This is a genomic window from Burkholderia sp. BCC1972 (assembly GCF_905339605.1).
Taxonomy (GTDB): domain Bacteria; phylum Pseudomonadota; class Gammaproteobacteria; order Burkholderiales; family Burkholderiaceae; genus Burkholderia.
The window spans coordinates 65,738-82,651 of record NZ_CAJPGH010000014.1 but is presented as its reverse complement, the minus strand read 5'-3'; the positions used below and the strand labels follow the sequence as shown (position 1 = coordinate 82,651).

The following is a 16,914-nucleotide window of genomic DNA, read 5'->3' as shown; positions in this document are numbered from 1 at the left end:
CAGTATTCGCGGCGTCACGCGCCTCGCGAGCGGCCGTTCTCGTGGCAACGCATGTGCGTTCCATGTGGAAACAGACCCTAGGGGAACGTCGTGAATACGGAAATCGATGCCACCCGTTCCGCGCTCGGCGCCGCCGGCCTGCTTGGCCGCCTGCGTGCGCTGCTGCGCATGGGGCCGGCCGGCGGCCGCGTCGGCACGCTGAGCCGGCTCGCGATCGACGGCCTGCCTGACGCATGGACGCAACTGGAGGCGGGTGGCCTGTACGCGATCTACGCGGCCGGCGGCACGCCGGGGTGCGACGCACTCGTCTGGGAAAGCGCGCGACAGGCGCGCACGCGCAACGTGACGGTCGTGCTCGCGCGCGATGCGGCGCGCGTCGCGGACCAGATGGAGTCGCTCGGTTTCGCGGACGGCGCACAACCGGCCGGCTGGCCGCGCAACCTGAACGTGCTGGCGATGCCGGCGGCGGAGCCGGCCAAAGGTGACGGTGCCGACGCGCCGCGCCGCGCGGCGCCAGGCCCGTTCGCACGGCTGACCGGCGGCCTGCGCGCGATGAAGCGCTACGGTTTTCGCGCGCGTTCGCTGTATTTCGTCGAAGGTGCCCAGCGCTGGTTCAGCTGGGACGACCCGATCGCGCTCGCGGATGAAGCCCGCGCGCTGGCCGACTGGTGCCGGACGCACCGGATCGCGCTCGTGCTGCTGCTCGATCCCGAAGCGGCGCGGGCGGGCGACGGCGTGCGCACCGACGATGCGCCGCTCGTGCGCGCGGCGGACCGAACGCCGCGCAGCGGCTTCCACGGTATTTGCTCGGGCGTCGCGCAGTTGCAGCGCACGCACGGCGAACTGCTGTGGATCGTCGATTTCTGGCGCGCGGGCGACACGCTCGCGGCCGGTGAAGTGCGGCCGCTGCGCTTTGCGCCGGGCGGCCGGCTGTCCGCGAGCGTCGACGGCGGCGCGACCGAGCCGGCGCACCGGATGAAGCTCGCGAGCGACGAGGATCGTGTCGTCGTCAGCCGCGCGGTGCTCGACGGCACGAATCGCGTGCCGGCCGGCTGGGAAATCGTCGAAGACAACGCGGCCGTCGTCGCGGCGTGCGCGCATGCCCAGGCTGCCACCGCGGTGCTCGTGTTCCGTTCGCATGCGCAGCTCGAAGCGTTGTGCGCGGACGTGCATGCGTTGCGCCGGCAATGCGGCGGCGCGCTGAAGATCGCGGTCGTGGAGCGCGGCGAAGTGCTGCGCCAGCAGTTCGAGATGCTCGTGCTGAGCGTCGGCGCGAACCGTGTCGTCGCGCGCGATTTGCCGGTCTCGCGGATGCAGGCCGCCGTGCATGCGCTGCGCGGCCAGCTCTACGCGCGGCCGGTCGCGCCCGACTATCGCGCGGCGCTCGCGGCCGCGCTCGGCGATTCGGTGCTCGGCTATCTGCCGGTCGGCGCGTTCTGCCTGCGCATTCGCGCGGTGCTTGATCGCGGCGCCGTGCTCGCGCTGCCGCACACGCTCGCGAAGATCACGCTGCTGCCGGGCGTGTCGCACGTCGATGCATTGCGGCACTGCCGCCCGCGCCGTGCGGGCGACGTCGTGACGGCCGATCCCGGGCACCTGTTCGTGTTCCTGTTCGCATGCGAACCGGTCGACGCCGACGACGCGCTCGCGCGGATCTTCGACGTGCCGGTCGACACGCTGTCCGATCGCGTCGTGTGCCTCGGGCAGGGCAGCATCGACACGGAGCTCGATGCGCTGAAGGCCGAGAACCGGCGCGCGCCGATCGCCGACTACAGCGACCTGTTCGCGGCGACGCACCCGGCCGGCGGCGCACGCACGCCGCCCGCGGGCGCCGATCTCGGTGTGACGCCGGCCGAAGCGAGCGAGGCGATCGAGCAGATCGACGCGATCGTCGCGCTCGAGGCGATCGGTGAATCGCCGGCGCCCGATGCCGTCGACGCACCGGCGCCGCCTCCCGTCATTCCCGCCGCGCGTGCGCGCGGCGCTACCCGCAGCGCGATGCCGCTGCGCAAGCAGGAGCGCGCATGATTGCCGTACTCGTCATCGGTTTCATCGCCGGCATCGTGATCGCGGTGCCGGTGTGGATCGTCGCGCAGCACCTCGGCATCGGCCGCGGCTTTCATGCGCCGCGCGGGATCGACCGGCACGACGCGGTGCCGTGCGAACTCCTGCCGGTTGCGCTGCGCGGCCGGTTGCTGCCCGGCGCCGTCGACGACAAGGCGGCGCGATGAAGACGATCGCCATTACGTCGACGACCGGCGGCGCGGGCCGCACGACGCTCGCCGCCGCGCTCGCGGTGCTGCTTGCGCGCCGCGGCCGGCCGGTCGTCGCCATCGAATTCGATCCGCAGAACCTGATGGGCGCGGCGCTCGGCCTCGACACGCTGGCCGAACAGGGTCTCGCGCAAAGCGTGCTCGGCGGCGCGGAACCGTGGCACACGCATACGTGGCGTAACGCCGACGACGTGCTGTTCGTGCCGTACGGACAAGTCGATGCCGCCGATGCAGCCGCATGCGATGCACGGCTCGCGGCCGATCCCGCGTGGCTGTCGCGCGCGCTGGACGAGATCGCGCTGCCGGCCGACGGCGTCGTGCTGGTCGACACCGCGCGCTATCCGTCGCCGCAGGCCGAGCAGGCGATTCGCCGCGCGGACCTGACGCTCGTCGTCGTGCCGCCGGAGCCGGCCGCCTGCGCGACGACGGCCGCGCGGCTCGGTGCGCTGCGGGCCGGCGCCGGTGAACTGCAGATCGTCGTGAACCGGCTGAATCCGGCACGCGATATGCAGCGCGACGCGCTCGCGATGCTGCGCGCGGTCGCGGGGCCGGCATCGATGCTCGAACAGCGGATCCACGTCGACGCGGCCGTGCCCGAAGCGCTCGCGCGCGGCAGCTGGATCTTCGACGACGCGCCGTATTCGCAGGTGTCGCACGACCTGAACGGCATCGCGAACTGGGTCCATGCATGGTTGACCGCCGTCGCCGCGGGCCGCAGCGGAGCGGCGCGATGAAGCCCGCGTTCGCGCCGCGACTGCGCACGCTCGGCCGCCGTGTGGCCGACTGGTGCGCACGCGGCATCGGGCTGCCCGCCGAGCGCACGCTGGTCGACTGGTTCGTGCGGCTGTTCTTCCATGCACCGCCGCCCGGCCGACCCGATCACGTGCGCCGCTGGGTGCGCGTCGCGTTCCTGCGGCTCGCGCACGACTGGGGCGTGCTGCAGCCGCTGAGCCCGCGCGAATGGTTGTGGCGGGCGATCGTGCGCGCGCCGCGCGCGGCCGACGGCCGGCCTGCGCGCGATCCGCTCGCGTGGTTCGACAAGACCGTCGTGCCGGCTTACGTGGCCGGGCGCGCGGTCGGCCGGCGCATCAACGCGCTGCTCGACCGGCTGCCGTGGACGCGCTGGGGCGGCTGGCTCGATGCGCGCGCGAACGGCGTCGGCCGCCGCCGCTGGCTCGCGCCGCTGCTGCTCGTCGCCGGGGCGGTGCTGTGGGCCGCGGCCGGGATGTCGCCGCTGATGCCCGGCGCGCAGTTCGCCTTCTTCGCGATCGTCGCGGTGCTGGCGCTCGCGCTGCGCCGCCTGCCGGGCCATCTGCCGACGCTCGCGCTCGCGTCGCTGGCGCTGCTCGCGACGGTGCGCTACGTGTGGTGGCGCACGACGCAGACGCTCGACTTCCGCAGCCCGGTCGAGGCTGTCGCCGGCTACCTGCTGTACGGCGCCGAAGCCTATACGTGGATGATCCTGCTGCTCGGCTTCGTGCAGACCGCGTGGCCGCTCGACCGGCCGATCGTGCCGCTGCCCGATGACCCCGACACCTGGCCGACCGTCGACATCTACATCCCGACCTACAACGAGCCGCTGTCGGTCGTGAAGCCGACGGTATTCGCCGCGCAGAGCATCGACTGGCCGACGGAGAAGCTGCGCGTGTACCTGCTCGACGACGGCAAGCGCCCCGAATTCGAGGCGTTCGCGCGCGAGGCCGGCATCGACTACGTGACGCGCGACGACAATCGTCACGCGAAGGCCGGCAACATCAACCGTGCGCTGCCGAAGACGCACGGCGAATACATCGCGATCTTCGACTGCGATCACGTGCCGACGCGCTCGTTCCTGCAGACGACGATGGGCGTGTTCCTGCGCGACCCGAAGTGCGCGCTCGTGCAGACGCCGCACCATTTCTTCTCGCCCGATCCGTTCGAACGCAACCTCGGCACGTTCCGCGAGATCCCGAACGAGGGCAACCTGTTCTACGGGCTCGTGCAGTCGGGCAACGACCTGTGGAACGCGACGTTCTTCTGCGGCTCGTGCGCGGTGCTCAAGCGCACGGCGCTGGAGGAGGTCGGCGGCGTCGCGGTCGAGACCGTGACCGAGGATGCGCACACGGCGCTCAAGCTGCACCGGCGCGGCTATACGTCCGCGTACCTGCCGACCGTGCAGGCGGCCGGCCTCGCGACCGAAAGCCTCGCGGGCCACGTGAAGCAACGCACGCGCTGGGCGCGCGGGATGGCGCAGATCTTCCGCATCGACAACCCGTTCCTCGGGCGCGGGCTCGGCTTCATCCAGCGGATCTGCTACGGCAACGCGATGCTGCACTTCTTCTACGGGATTCCGCGCCTGGTGTTCCTGACGATCCCGCTCGCGTACCTGTTCTTCCACCTGTACTTCATCAACGCGTCGTCGCTCGCGCTCGCGAGCTACGTGATCCCGTACCTCGTGCTCGCGAACGTCGCGAACTCGCGGATGCAGGGACGCTATCGCCATTCGTTCTGGGCCGAGGTGTACGAGTCGGTGCTCGCGTGGTACATCGCACTGCCGACCACCGTCGCTTTCTTCAGCCCGAAGCACGGCAAGTTCAACGTGACCGACAAGGGCGGCAAGATCGACGAAGGCTACGTCGACTGGTCGACGTCGAAGCCGTATCTCGTGCTGTTCGGGATGAACGTGCTCGCGATCCTCGCCGGCCTGTGGCGGCTCGCGGCCGACCAGGGCGACGAGGCGTCGACGATCCTGATCACGCTCGGCTGGACCGTGTACAACCTCGCGATGCTCGGCGCGGCGCTGGCCGTCGCGCGCGAGACCAAGCAGGTGCGCGTCACGCACCGGATCGCGATGCGCGTGCCGGCCATGTTGCTGCTGGCCGACGGGTCGACGGCCGCGTGCTTCACGAGCGACTACTCGACCGGCGGCCTCGGCCTCGAGGCCGTGCCGGGGCTGCCGCTCGCCGTCGGCGACACGCTGACGGTGTGCGTGACGCGCGGCGACCGCGCGTTCCCGTTCCCGGTGCGCGTGACCCGCGTGACGCCGACGCATGTCGGCGTGAGCTTCGAGGAACTGACGCTCGAACAGGAGCGCCAGCTCGTGCAGTGCACGTTCGGTCGTGCCGATGCCTGGCTCGACTGGCACGAGGGCGAGCGTCTCGACACGCCGCTCGGCGGGCTGAAGGAAGTGCTGCGGATCGGGCTGGACGGCTACGTGCGGATGTGGAAGGGTGCGGCGCGCGGCGTACAGGCGATGCTGGCGCCGAAACTCGATCGGGCGCGCGACTGACGCGGCGCTCATCATGGAGTGGTTTAGATGACGTTCTGGAATCTGTATTTCATCCTGAAGTTCGCGCTGTTCGCGACCGGGCACCTGCAGCCGTTCTGGCTCGCGAACCTCGCGTTCGCGGTGGCGCTCGTGGCGAGCGCGCCGATCCGCCGGCGCGCGTGGCGCATTGTCCGGCAGGTCGTGGCGATCCTCGTCGCGGTGCCGCTGCTCGCGCGCGAGATGCATGCGCCGCCGCTCGCGCGTCTCGCCGAGGCCGCGCGCGAAGTGAGCACGTTCCGCCTCGACTACTGGATGGAACTGCTGCCGCGCCTGCTGCCGCCGGTGCTGGTGCTGACGGTCGTCGGCGCGCTGATCGTCTATTTCATCGTCAACCGCTGGCTGCGCGTCGCGACGTTCGTGCTGGCCGTGCTGATCGTGATGCCGCTGTGGCAGGCCGGCAGCGGGCTGATGGCGCGCGTCGTCGCGCCGGCCCAGCAGCAGGCGAACGCAACGGGCGCCGCGCGCGCCGACCAGCCCGAGGACCACAACGCGGCGCTCGCGACGTTCCGCGCCCAGGAGTCGCAGCGGCAGGTCGCGTTCGGCCATCTCGGCAGCGATCCGGCCGCGCAGTTCGACGTGATCGTGCTGCACATCTGTTCGCTGTCGTGGGACGACCTCGACGCGGCGAAGGTGCGCAACCACCCGATGCTGAGCCACTTCGACTACCTGTTCTCGAACTTCAGCACGGCGGCGAGCTACAGCGGCCCGGCGGCGATCCGCGTGCTGCGCGCGAGCTGCGGCCAGGAAGCGCACGCCGACCTGTACAAGCCCGCGCCGCAGCAGTGCCACCTGTTCTCGCAACTGGCGAGCGCCGGCTACTCGGTGCAGTCGCTGCTGAACCACGACGGCCATTTCGACAACTTCCTGCAGGTGGTCCACGACAACATCGGCGTGGCCGATGCGCCGATGATCTCGAACGCGGCCGCGCCCGTCGCGATGCACGCGTTCGACGGCTCGGCGATCAAGGACGACTATTCGACGCTCGCGAACTGGTACGCGCAGCGCGCGTCGGTGCCGGGCCCCGTCGCGCTGTACTACAACACGATCAGCCTGCATGACGGCAACCGCATCGTCGGCAGCGCGCTGACGAGCATCGACTCGTATCCGCAGCGCGCGACGAAGCTGATGAACGACTTCGACCGGCTCGCGGACCTGATCGCGCAGTCGGGCCGCCGCGCGGTGATCGTGTTCGTGCCCGAGCACGGCGCCGCGCTGCGCGGCGACAAGAACCAGGTCGCGGGCCTGCGCGAGATCCCGACGCCGCGCATCGTGCACGGGCCGGTCGGCGTGCGGCTCGTCGGCTTCACCGGCAACCACGGCGCGACGACCGTGATCGACCAGCCGACCAGCTTCCTCGCGCTGTCGCAGTTGCTGTCGAACCTGGTGTCGAACAGCCCGTTCAAGCCGGGCACGACGCTCGCGCAGTACGCGGCGGACCTGCCGCGCACGCGGATGGTCGGCGAGAACGAGGGCACGGTGACGATGCAGACGGCCGCGGGCTACGCGGTGAAAACTCCGGACGGCGTATGGATCGACGAACAGTAATCCTTCCCGGCGACGGCGACGACGATCGCCTGTCGCAACCGAACGACGTGATCGGTCTCGCGCGGCATCTGCCCGCGCTCGATCCCGAGCGTTATGTCGACGAGCAGGCGCGCCGCGCGTTCGTCGAGTCGCTCGACCGCTGGCCGACGCTCGCGAAGCTGATGGGATTGAAGCCGTAAACGCACGACGGCCGGCAGGCGTGCCGGCCGTCCTTGGTCGGGCGCGCGCGCCCGCTTATTGCGCCTTGCGCGCCGGCTGGCGCGTCCACTCGTCTTCTTCGCCCGGCACCTTGCCGAACGTCTGATCGGCCCACGCGGCGCGCGCCGCGTCGATCTTCGCGCGTTCGCTCGAGACGAAATTCCATTCGATGAACCGCTCGCCCGGCAGGTGTGCACCGCCGAGCAGCATCACGCGCGCGCCGTTCGCGCTGGCGAGCGCCGCGGTCGCGCCCGGTTCGAGCACGGCCATCGTCGCCGGGGCGAGCGGCGTGCCGTCGACGGTGAGATCGCCGTCGACGAGATACACGCCGCGCTCGTCGTGCTCCGCATCGAGCGCGAGTTGCCCGCCCGACGCGAATTCCGCATACGCATAGAGCGTCGGCGAGAACACGGCGACCGGCGACGTGAGCCCGAACGCGGTGCCCGCGATCACGCGCACGTTCACGCCGTCGCGCGCGAACGACGGCAGCGTGTCGGCCGCGTGGTGAACGAATGCGGGCGTGGTGTCCTCGTGCTCGACCGGCAGCGCGACCCAGGTCTGGATCCCGTGCACCGGCTGCTCGCGCGGCCGGTCCTCGTCGGGCGAGCGTTCCGAATGCACGATGCCGCGGCCGGCCGTCATCCAGTTCACGTCGCCCGGCACGATCTTCTGCCGGAAGCCGAGGCTGTCGTGATGCATCAGCGAGCCGTCGAACAGGTAGGTGACGGTCGCGAGCCCGATGTGCGGATGCGGCAGCACGTCGATACCGCGGCCGGCCGGCAGCACGGCCGGGCCCATTTCGTCGAAGAAGATGAACGGACCGACGAGGCGCGCGGCACGCGCGGGGAGCACGCGGCGCACGACGAGGTTGCCGATGTCGCTTTCGCGCGGCGTGAGCAGGGTCTTGATCGAGGCGGACATGGTGGGGATCCCGGGAAGCGTCAGGCGATCGCCGTGTCGATCGTGATCGGGTGCGTGAGGATCTTGTGTACCGGGCACGCGTTCGCGATCTGCAGCAGGCGCTCGCGCTGCTCGCCGGTCAGGTCGCCGTCCAGCGTGATGCGGCGCACGATCGTGCTGCCCGCGCTGCCCGATTCGTGCGCGAGCTTCACGTGCACTTCGGCGAGCGGCCAGCCTTTTCGTTGCGCATACATCTTCAGCGTGATCGCGGTGCACGCACCGAGGCTCGACAGCAGCAGCGCGACGGGCGTCGGTGCCGCATCGCCGCCGCCGAGCGGCGCGGGTTCGTCGGCGCGCCACTGGTGGACGCCATCGCTGAAGTGGACGAGGTAATCGACCGAGCCGATGCTCGCTTCGACGGACAGTTCGCTCATTGCAATTCCAGGTGGGGAAGGAGGGCAGCCCGGCGGCGTGGCCGGCCGGGCGTTACGGTTCGAGCAGCCGCTGCAGGCGCAGTTCCTCGAAATCGAGTTCCGATTCTATGCGGTGCAGCGTCGCGTCGTCGACCTTGCCGTCGCGGTGCAGGTCGAGCAGCGCGCCGCGCGACACGCCGACGAGTTCGAGCTCGACGCGCAGCATGCGCGCGCGCACGCCGGCCGGTTCGGCGCCTTGCCGGTGCGCGCGTTCGTTGAACATGACGCGGTTGCGGTATTCGGTGAGCAGGCGGTCGAGCGACGGGCGTTCGAGATCCGACCCGCGCCGCTCGCGTGCGTCGAGTTCGGCGAGCGCCGCGCCGAACGTGTGCGCCCGCACCGCATGTTCGGACATCGTGTGGCGCGCGGCCGGGCGCAGCTTCAGCACGCGGATCAGCGGCGCGAGCGTGCCGCCTTGCACGACGAGCGTCGCGATGATCAGCAGGAACGTGCTGAACAGGATCAGGTCGCGGCCGGGGAAGTTGCCCGGCAGCGCGATCGCGGCCGCGAGGCTCACGACGCCGCGCATGCCCGACCAGCCGAGCACGACGGCTTCGCGCCACGACCACGGCGCGTGACCCGCGCGCGGCGCGCGCAGGCGGCCCGGCAGCCACATCGCGACGAATACCCACACGACGCGCGCACCGATCGCGGCGGCAGTGGCCGGCAGCGCGACGCGCAGGCCGGCCATCAGCACCGCGCCTTCGTGGTTCACGCGTGCGAGGATCGCATGCAGCGCGAGGCCGATCAGGATGAACACGAGCGCGTCGAGCACGAACACGATCGCTTCCCACGTGGCCTTGGCCTTGATCCGCATGTCGGCGTCGAAGACGCGATGCTGGCGTACGCCGAGCACGAGGCCGCAGGTGACGACCGACAGCACGCCCGAGCCGTCGACGGCTTCCGCGATGCCGTAGCTGCCCCAGGCCATCGCGAAGGTCACGACGATGCCGAGCATCGGGTCGCGCAGGCGCGGCAGCACCCAGCTCATCGCATGGCCGCAGGCGAGGCCGACCGCGATGCCGATCAGCGTGAGCGAGAAGAACAGGCCGGTGGCGCTCGCGGCCGTGATCGAGACGGCGAGCGCGGCCGAGACGGCCATCTGGTACAGCAGCAGGCCCGATGCGTCGTTGACGAGGCTTTCGCCTTCGAGCACCGCGACGAGTCGTGCGGGCAGCGGATGGCGCTGCAGGATGGCTTTCGCGGCGACCGCGTCGGGCGGCGAGACGATCGCGCCGAGCGTGAAGCACGCGGCCCAGGGCAGCGCCGGGTTCGCGGCATGCACGGCGAGCGCGACCGCGACGGTCGTGAACGCCACCGCGCCGAGCGCGAGCGACGCGATCGATGCCAGTTGCTCGCGGAATTCCTTCCATGCGGTGTAGAACCCGCTCGACATCAGCAGCGGCGGCAGCACGGCCGCGAGCAGCAGCGCCGGATCCATGTCGGGCACGCGTTTGCCGGCGACCGCGATCACGCAGCCGCCGAGCAGCAGCACGACGGCCGGCGGAATCGAGATCCGCTCGGCGAGCCACGTGAGCGCGCCCGCGCCGCAGATCAGCAACAGCAGGTAATGGAACAGTTCGACGTTGGTCATGCGCGGCCGCGAGCGAGGGGGGGCATCACGACGGCTACCGGAACGGCACCGTCAAGGTCTCGAAAGCGTAGCGGGTTTGCGTAAAGAAAAAAAGGACGGCCCCGCGGGGCCGTCCTTCGTTGGTCCGGCCCGGCCGTGCGACCGGCCGGTTTGCCGTAACGGTGACGCGATTACAGGTTCGGCGACAGCGCGAGCGCGTTCGTCAGGTCGCCCATCGGCTGCGACCCGTTCGCCTTCAGCGCGTCGTCGCGCTGCTGCAGGCCCGCGAGGCGCGGCAGCGAGAAGCGGCGCGTGACGAAGCGCAGGATCGAGCCCGTGTCGTACAGCGTGTGGTCGACGAAGCCCTTCTTCGCGAACGGCGACACGATCAGCGCCGGAATGCGCGTACCCGGACCCCAGCGGTCGGCGGTCGGCGGCGCGGCATGATCCCAGAAGCCGCCGTTTTCGTCGTACGTGACGATCACGACCATGTTCTTCCACTGCGGGCTGGCCTGCAGGTGTGCGATCACGTCGGCGATGTGCTGGTCGCCGGACGTGACGTCCGTGTAGCCCGGGTGCTCGTTCAGGTTGCCTTGCGGCTTGTAGAACGTGACCTGCGGCAGCGTGCCCGCATCGATCGCCTTGATGAACTCGGCGCCGTTCGCGCCGCCGTCGAGCAGGTGCTGCGCGCGGCTCGCGGTGCCCGGCGCCTGGTTCGCGAAGTAGTTGAACGGCTGGTGGTGCGGCTGGAAGTTCGGCGTCGACAGGTCGGCGCCGTAGATCACGTTCGACGTGCCGTTCTGGCTCGCCTGCAGCGCCTGGCCCCATGCGCCGCCATACCACGCCCACGAAACGCCCGCGTTGGTCATCAGGTCGCCGATGTTGGTCGCCGTCTGCGGCGGCATCGTCGACGGATTGGCCGGGTCGGCGAGCAGCGGGTCGCCGCCTGCGGCCGCCTTGTTGCCGCTCGGCTGGTACGCCGGCTGCATCGTGTTGATGCCGTAGAAGTCAGGCGTGAGCGCGCCGTCGTTGACGAACTTCGGCGGGCCGCTCAGCGCGGAGGCCGGCGAGTTCGTCGCGACCTTCAGCGACTTGCCGTCGGCATTCAGCACGGCGATCTTGCCGGCCGCCGGGCTCTTGTCGGCGTTCGCGTAGTACGGCGCGCACGCGCAGATCAGGTACTGGTGGTTCAGGAACGAACCGCCGAACGCGCCCATGAAGAAGTTGTCCGCGAGTACGTATTGCTGCGCGATCTTCCACAGCGGCAGCTTCGACGGATCGGCCGTGTAGTGGCCCATCGTCAGGCCGCCCGCGTCGGTCCATGCGGCGTACATGTCGTTCTTGCCGCCGTTGATCTGCATCTGGTCCTGGTAGAAGCGGTGCACGATGTCGCGCGTCGCGATGCTCATCGACTGGTTGAAGCCCTTCGGATCGTCGATCGCGAACGGCGCGTTCGGCAGGTTCGCCGTCATCGCCTCGGTCACCGCCGGCGTGATGCCGGTCGCGGTCAGGCCGCCCCAGATCTTCGGCAGCGTCGCCAGCGTCGAGCCGTCGCGATCCTTCTGCACCGAGTTCGCGGCCGTCGCGTTCTGCAGGCCGTTCGCGCCCGGGAAATTGCCGTACAGGTTGTCGAAGCTGCGGTTTTCCGCGTAGATCACGACGACGTTCTTGACGGCCGACAGGCCTTGCTGCGTGACATCGTCACCGCCGCAGGCGGTCAGGCTGAGCGCCGCCGCGAGGGCGATCGGCGTGTAGCGAATCCAGGCGTACTTCTTCATGCGATGTTCTCTCTCATTCGTCGTTGGTCGCGTGTGGGAACCAGGTGGCGGGAGGGCCGGCGCACGAACCTCGCGGTACCGCCCGGCTGCGCGCATTATCTGGAACCGATTTGACAGCCGGGTGTAGGCACGCTTTCAATTGACTGTCGGTCGAACGTCATTCAACGGTCACGGAACTGACATAAGCTCCGGCCGATTGCCCACCTGCCCACCGCTACTAGAACAACGACGATGCACACCCTTCTGAAATCCTTCGCGTCCGCGCGCTCGCTGGTCTCCGCCGCGGCGACGCTGGCGCTGGTCGGCGCGCTCGCGACGCTCGCCGGGTGCGATGCACAGCCCGGCACGAATGCGTCGGCCGTGTCCGTCGTACCGGCGGCCCAGGCTGCTGCTCCGGCCGCCCCGGCGGTCGCGCCGGCCGGCCAGCCGCAGACGCGCGCGCAGGTATTCGAGGGCGTGAAGCAGATGACGGCGCTCGGCAAGCAGCTGTTCTTCGATCCGTCGCTGTCCGGGTCCGGCAAGCTCGCTTGCGCGTCGTGCCATAGCGCCGAGCATGCGTTCGGGCCGCCGAATGCGCTGTCGGTGCAGCTCGGCGGCGACGACATGCACCGTACCGGCTTTCGCGCGGTGCCGTCGCTGAAGTACCTGCGCGGCATCCCGCCGTTCAGCGAGCACTTCCACGATTCGCCGGACGAAGGTGACGAAAGCATCGACGCGGGTCCGACCGGCGGGCTGACCTGGGATGGCCGCGTCGATACGCGCGATGCGCAGGCGCGCATTCCGCTCATGTCGCCGTTCGAGATGAGCAGCTCGCCCGCGCGGGTCGCGACGGCGGTTCGCGCCGCACCGTATGCCGACGCGTTCCGCAAGGCGTTCGGCGACCAGGTGCTCGGCGACGACCAGGCGACGTTCAATGCAGTGCTGCGCGCGCTCGACGCATTCCAGCAGCAGCCGGCACTGTTCGATCCGTATACGAGCAAATACGACGCGTACCTGGCCGGCCACGCGCAGCTCACGCCCGCGGAGTTGCACGGGTTGCAGCTGTTCAACGACGAGAAGAAGGGCAACTGCGCGAGTTGCCACATCAGCCAGCGCACGCTCGAAGGCGGCCCGCCGCAGTTCAGCGATTTCGGGCTGATCGCGGTCGCGGTGCCACGCAACCGCGCGCTGCCCGTCAACCGCGACCCGCGCTTCTACGATCTCGGCGCGTGCGGCCCCGAGCGCACCGACCTGAAGGGCCGCGACGAATTCTGCGGGCTATTCCGCACGCCGTCGCTGCGCAACGTCGCGCTGCGCAAGACCTTCTTCCACAACGGCGTGTATCACTCGCTCGAGGACGTGATGCGCTTCTACGTCGAGCGCGACATCCATCCGGAGAAGTTCTACCCGGTCGTGCACGGCAAGGTGCAGATCTACGACGATTTGCCGAAGCGCTACTGGCCGAACATCAACCGCGAGCCGCCGTTCGACCGCAAGCGCGGCGACCAGCCGGCGCTGAACGCGGCCGAGATCAACGACGTGATCGCGTTCCTCGGCACGCTGACTGACGGATATCAGCAAACGGCGGCGCCGGCCAAGCCCTAGGGCCTGTTCCCGCTAATAACGGGCTTGCGAACGTGCCTTCCCGCCTGCAGTGCAAGGAGTAAGGAGCGCCGTTTGGCCGTGCCAAACAAGCGACGCACGACGCCGCAATGTGGGCGGAAAGGCACGTTCCCCTGTTTGGAAAAATGCATTCGTGGGGCTGGCTCCCAGAAGGGCCGATCGCCGCGTCATGCTCCTCGCGAATACGTCGAGTATTCGCTTCGTCGCAATCCTCGCGCTCGGCCCTTCTGGGGGCCAGCGCAAGCCCGTTATTAGCGGGAACAGGCCCTAGAGGCATTCATTACAGCACGCATGCTATGCTCGCTCGCTGACGGGCGTGGTGCGTACCGGTCCGCCGGCATGCACCACGCCGTTCGATCGAACATCCAAGGAGAAAAAACATGTCGATGCGTGCATCCCTTTCCGTCGTCACGCGCGTGCTGGCCGGCGCCGCGTGCGCAGCCGCGATGCTGCCCGCCCATGCGCAGAACAACCTGAACTTCCTGAACGACACGCCGATCAGCTATTTCAGCAAGACCGATCGCGCATCGCTGTCCAAGGCGGTCGTGCAAGTGCGCGACGAAGGCAAGGACGGCGAAACCACGACGTGGCAGAGCAGCGGTCGCGGCACGCAGATCGACGCGAAACTCACGCCGACCACGTCCGAGAGCGACGGCAAGACCTGCCGCGAGATCGCCACCGAAATCACCGCGAAGGGCCAGACGATGACGCTCAAGCCCGTCTACTGCAAGACGGCTGCGGGCAAGTGGCAGCTGCAGAAGCGCTGAGCACGCGTGTGATGAGGCGGGGCGGTGCGCCGCGCACGGTGTCGTGCGGCGTCGTGATCCTCGATGCGGCCGGCCGTGTGTTCCTCGCGCACGCGACGGATACCACGCACTGGGACATCCCGAAGGGGCAGGGCGAGCCGGGCGAGACGCCGGCCGACGCCGCGCTGCGCGAGCTGCTCGAGGAAACCGGCATCGAATTTGCGCCGGCCAGGCTGCTCGATCTCGGCCGCTTTGCGTACCGGCACGACAAGGACCTGCACCTGTTCGCGGTGCGGGTGGCCGAAGGGGAGATCGATCCCGCGCACTGCACGTGCACGTCGCTGTTCCCGAGCCGTCGCGACGGTTCGATGATTCCCGAGATGGACGCGTACCGCTGGACCGTGCCGGGCGACGTCGACGCGTATGCGAGCCGCAGCCTCGCGCGGCTGTTTCGCACGAAGCTGTCGCTGGCGGAGCTGCATCGGCGGTTGTCGGGCGAGTGAGCGGGCGCGGCTTGCGCCGTCGCGTTCCGCTTCGATACACGCAATAAAAAAACCGGCCTGAGTGCCGGTTTTTTCATGGTCACGCGACGGCGGCCGTCGCAGCCGCGCGCCGCGTGCGGGAGCAGGCCGTCAGGCCGGCTTGCCCCAGCTGTCGCGCAGCCCGACGATCCGGTTGAACACCGGCTTGCCCGGCTTCGAATCGACACGGTCGGCAACAAAGTAGCCGTGGCGCTCGAACTGCAGGCGCGTTTCCGGCGCGATGTCGCCGTTGCCCGGCTCCAGATAAGCCTGCACGATCTTCTTCGAATCGGGATTCAGCGCTTCGAGGAAGTTCGCGCCGCCCGCGTCCGGGTGCGGCTCCTTGAACAGGCGGTCGTAGATCCGCACTTCGGCCGGCTGCGCATGCTTCGCGCTGACCCAGTGGATGTTGCCCTTGACCTTGTACGTGTTCGCGCCTTCCGTGCCCGACTTGCTGTCGGGGAAGTAGTTGCAGTGCACGGCCGTCACGTTGCCGTCGGCGTCCTTGTCGAAGCCCGTGCATTCGATCACGTAGCCGTAGCGCAGGCGCACCTTGTTGCCCGGGAACAGGCGGAAATAGCCCTTCGGCGGGTTTTCGACGAAATCCTCGCGCTCGATCCACAGCTCGCGCGAGATCGGGAACGTGCGCACGCCGCGGTCCGGGTGGTGCGGATGCACGGGCGCCGTGCACGCTTCCTCGAGGTCTTCCGGATAGTTGTCGATCACGAGCTTCAGCGGATCGAGCACCGCGACCGTACGCGCGGCCTTGTCGTCGAGGTCGTCGCGCAGCGCGCCTTCGAAGATGCTCATGTCGATCCACGAATCGATCTTCGTCACGCCGATCCGTTCGCAGAACAGGTGGATGCTCTCCGGCGTGAAGCCGCGACGGCGCACGCCGACGATGGTCGGCATCCGCGGGTCGTCCCAGCCGTCGACGTGACCTTCGGTGACGAGCTGCAGCAGCTTGCGCTTGCTGGTGATCGCGTACGTGAGGTTCAGGCGCGAGAATTCGATCTGTTGCGGCAGCGGGCGCGTGAACATGCCGGCTTCCGCGAGTTCGTTCAGCACCCAGTCGTACAGCGGGCGGTGATCCTCGAATTCGAGCGTGCACAGCGAATGCGTGATGCCTTCGAGCGCATCCGAGATGCAGTGCGTGTAGTCGTACATCGGATACACGCACCATGCGTCGCCGGTGCGGTAGTGATGCGCGTAGCGGATCCGGTAGATCACCGGGTCGCGCATGTTCATGTTCGGCGAAGCCATGTCGATCTTCGCGCGCAGCACGTGCTCGCCTTCCTTGAACTCGCCGGCCTTCATGCGGCGGAACAGGTCCAGGTTCTCTTCCGGCGTGCGGTCGCGGAACGGCGACGGCTTGCCGCCTTCCGTCAGTGAGCCGCGGTTCGCGCGCATTTCGTCGGCGCTCTGGCTGTCGACGTACGCCTTGCCGCGCTTGATCAGCAACTCGGCGAACTCGTACAGCTTGTCGTAGTAGTCGCTCGCGAAATACTGGTGATCGACCGCGTCCTTGCGCCAGTCGAAACCGAGCCAGCGCACGGCGTCGACGATCGAGTCGACGTACTCGACGCTTTCCTTTTCCGGGTTCGTGTCGTCGAAGCGCAGGTGGCACACGCCGCCGTAGTCGCGCGCGACGCTGAAGTTCAGGCAGATGCTCTTCGCATGGCCGATGTGCAGATAGCCGTTCGGCTCGGGCGGGAAGCGCGTCTCGACGCGTCCGCCCCATTTGCCGGTGCGGTTGTCGTCGTCGATGATGTTGCGGATGAAATTGGAAGCCGCGGGGGCGTCGTTGCGTTCGGTGCTCATGCGGGTGGCGTCAGGTTGTGTCGGCGCGTCGCGCCGGTTTAATCCTGTAATTCTACCTGACCGGGGTCCGTCCCGCGCGGCTCGCGGGTCCGGCACCGTGCGTTCGCGATGCGTACCGCAATATATCGAGTGTGTGTCGGCTGTAACACGACGTAAATCGGATTGCTGGCGCCGTTC

At 69.1% G+C, this 16,914-nt stretch carries 14 protein-coding genes; 9 read left to right on the top strand and 5 right to left on the bottom strand.

Annotated elements, in window-relative coordinates:
- Positions 1-90: 90 nt before the first annotated feature.
- From bcsE to U5798_RS20540, 6 genes are read left to right on the top strand one after another with little or no spacing between them, the layout of a single operon-like run.
- On the top strand, positions 91-2,028 hold the full coding sequence (gene bcsE / locus U5798_RS20565; RefSeq protein ID WP_322083012.1) for a cellulose biosynthesis protein BcsE: 1,938 nt from the start codon (positions 91-93) through the stop codon (positions 2,026-2,028).
- Positions 2,025-2,231 (top strand): hypothetical protein, encoded by a 207-nt coding sequence (locus U5798_RS20560; protein ID WP_322083011.1) that lies wholly within the window; start codon positions 2,025-2,027, stop codon positions 2,229-2,231. Before bcsE ends, U5798_RS20560 begins: the two co-directional genes overlap by 4 nt.
- Entirely contained in the window at positions 2,228-3,007 is a 780-nt protein-coding gene (gene bcsQ, locus U5798_RS20555; protein ID WP_124455925.1) for a cellulose biosynthesis protein BcsQ, read from the top strand. Before U5798_RS20560 ends, bcsQ begins: the two co-directional genes overlap by 4 nt.
- A complete protein-coding gene (gene bcsA, locus U5798_RS20550; protein ID WP_124455926.1) occupies positions 3,004-5,541 on the top strand; it encodes a UDP-forming cellulose synthase catalytic subunit in 2,538 nt (845 codons plus the stop codon). Before bcsQ ends, bcsA begins: the two co-directional genes overlap by 4 nt.
- Before the next feature lie 27 nt (positions 5,542-5,568).
- The gene (bcsG, locus tag U5798_RS20545; RefSeq protein WP_322083010.1) at positions 5,569-7,125 is read left to right on the top strand and encodes a cellulose biosynthesis protein BcsG; all 1,557 of its coding nucleotides are present in this window, start codon (positions 5,569-5,571) and stop codon (positions 7,123-7,125) included.
- Positions 7,107-7,304, top strand: a complete 198-nt coding sequence (locus tag U5798_RS20540) for a hypothetical protein (protein ID WP_124455928.1) — start codon at positions 7,107-7,109, stop codon at positions 7,302-7,304. Before bcsG ends, U5798_RS20540 begins: the two co-directional genes overlap by 19 nt.
- Positions 7,305-7,359: 55 nt before the next feature.
- Here the strand turns inward: U5798_RS20540 and U5798_RS20535 are convergent, their stop codons facing one another.
- The 4 genes from U5798_RS20535 to U5798_RS20520 all read right to left on the bottom strand — a co-directional run bounded on the left by U5798_RS20535 (position 7,360) and on the right by U5798_RS20520 (position 12,047).
- Positions 7,360-8,244, bottom strand: coding sequence for a pirin family protein (locus U5798_RS20535; protein WP_322083009.1), 885 nt, complete (start codon positions 8,242-8,244; stop codon positions 7,360-7,362).
- 20 nt (positions 8,245-8,264) lie between these two features.
- Positions 8,265-8,657, bottom strand: coding sequence for an OsmC family protein (locus U5798_RS20530; protein ID WP_124455930.1), 393 nt, complete (start codon positions 8,655-8,657; stop codon positions 8,265-8,267).
- Between the two features lie 52 nt (positions 8,658-8,709).
- Complete coding sequence (locus tag U5798_RS20525; RefSeq protein ID WP_322083008.1) at positions 8,710-10,290, bottom strand: sodium:proton antiporter; 1,581 nt, start codon at positions 10,288-10,290, stop codon at positions 8,710-8,712.
- A 170-nt stretch (positions 10,291-10,460) separates the two neighbouring features.
- Positions 10,461-12,047 (bottom strand): acid phosphatase, encoded by a 1,587-nt coding sequence (locus U5798_RS20520; protein WP_322083007.1) that lies wholly within the window; start codon positions 12,045-12,047, stop codon positions 10,461-10,463.
- A gap of 231 nt (positions 12,048-12,278) precedes the next feature.
- Here U5798_RS20520 and U5798_RS20515 point away from each other — a divergent pair, with 231 nt between their 5' ends.
- The 3 genes from U5798_RS20515 (at position 12,279) to U5798_RS20505 (ending at position 14,898) form a co-directional block, all read left to right on the top strand.
- Complete coding sequence (locus tag U5798_RS20515) at positions 12,279-13,631, top strand: cytochrome-c peroxidase (protein WP_322083006.1); 1,353 nt, start codon at positions 12,279-12,281, stop codon at positions 13,629-13,631.
- A 398-nt stretch (positions 13,632-14,029) separates the two neighbouring features.
- On the top strand, positions 14,030-14,416 hold the full coding sequence (locus U5798_RS20510) for a hypothetical protein (RefSeq protein WP_124455934.1): 387 nt from the start codon (positions 14,030-14,032) through the stop codon (positions 14,414-14,416).
- Between the two features lie 11 nt (positions 14,417-14,427).
- Positions 14,428-14,898, top strand: a complete 471-nt coding sequence (locus tag U5798_RS20505; RefSeq protein ID WP_322083078.1) for an NUDIX hydrolase — start codon at positions 14,428-14,430, stop codon at positions 14,896-14,898.
- 129 nt (positions 14,899-15,027) lie between these two features.
- Here U5798_RS20505 and U5798_RS20500 read toward each other — a convergent pair whose 3' ends face one another.
- Positions 15,028-16,737, bottom strand: coding sequence for a glutamine--tRNA ligase/YqeY domain fusion protein (locus U5798_RS20500; protein WP_124455935.1), 1,710 nt, complete (start codon positions 16,735-16,737; stop codon positions 15,028-15,030).
- Positions 16,738-16,914: the final 177 nt, after the last annotated feature.

Excerpts from the sequence above, each read along its gene's own strand:
- U5798_RS20560 (WP_322083011.1), top strand. The coding sequence starts at position 2,025 with ATGATTGCCGTACTCGTCATCGGTTTCATCGCCGGCATCGTGATCGCG.
- bcsQ (WP_124455925.1), top strand. The coding sequence starts at position 2,228 with ATGAAGACGATCGCCATTACGTCGACGACCGGCGGCGCGGGCCGCACG.
- bcsA (WP_124455926.1), top strand. The coding sequence starts at position 3,004 with ATGAAGCCCGCGTTCGCGCCGCGACTGCGCACGCTCGGCCGCCGTGTG.
- bcsG (WP_322083010.1), top strand. The coding sequence starts at position 5,569 with ATGACGTTCTGGAATCTGTATTTCATCCTGAAGTTCGCGCTGTTCGCG.
- U5798_RS20540 (WP_124455928.1), top strand. The coding sequence starts at position 7,107 with ATGGATCGACGAACAGTAATCCTTCCCGGCGACGGCGACGACGATCGC.
- U5798_RS20535 (WP_322083009.1), bottom strand. The coding sequence starts at position 8,244 with ATGTCCGCCTCGATCAAGACCCTGCTCACGCCGCGCGAAAGCGACATC.
- U5798_RS20530 (WP_124455930.1), bottom strand. The coding sequence starts at position 8,657 with ATGAGCGAACTGTCCGTCGAAGCGAGCATCGGCTCGGTCGATTACCTC.
- U5798_RS20525 (WP_322083008.1), bottom strand. The coding sequence starts at position 10,290 with ATGACCAACGTCGAACTGTTCCATTACCTGCTGTTGCTGATCTGCGGC.
- U5798_RS20520 (WP_322083007.1), bottom strand. The coding sequence starts at position 12,047 with ATGAAGAAGTACGCCTGGATTCGCTACACGCCGATCGCCCTCGCGGCG.
- U5798_RS20515 (WP_322083006.1), top strand. The coding sequence starts at position 12,279 with ATGCACACCCTTCTGAAATCCTTCGCGTCCGCGCGCTCGCTGGTCTCC.
- U5798_RS20510 (WP_124455934.1), top strand. The coding sequence starts at position 14,030 with ATGTCGATGCGTGCATCCCTTTCCGTCGTCACGCGCGTGCTGGCCGGC.
- U5798_RS20505 (WP_322083078.1), top strand. The coding sequence starts at position 14,428 with ATGAGGCGGGGCGGTGCGCCGCGCACGGTGTCGTGCGGCGTCGTGATC.
- U5798_RS20500 (WP_124455935.1), bottom strand. The coding sequence starts at position 16,737 with ATGAGCACCGAACGCAACGACGCCCCCGCGGCTTCCAATTTCATCCGC.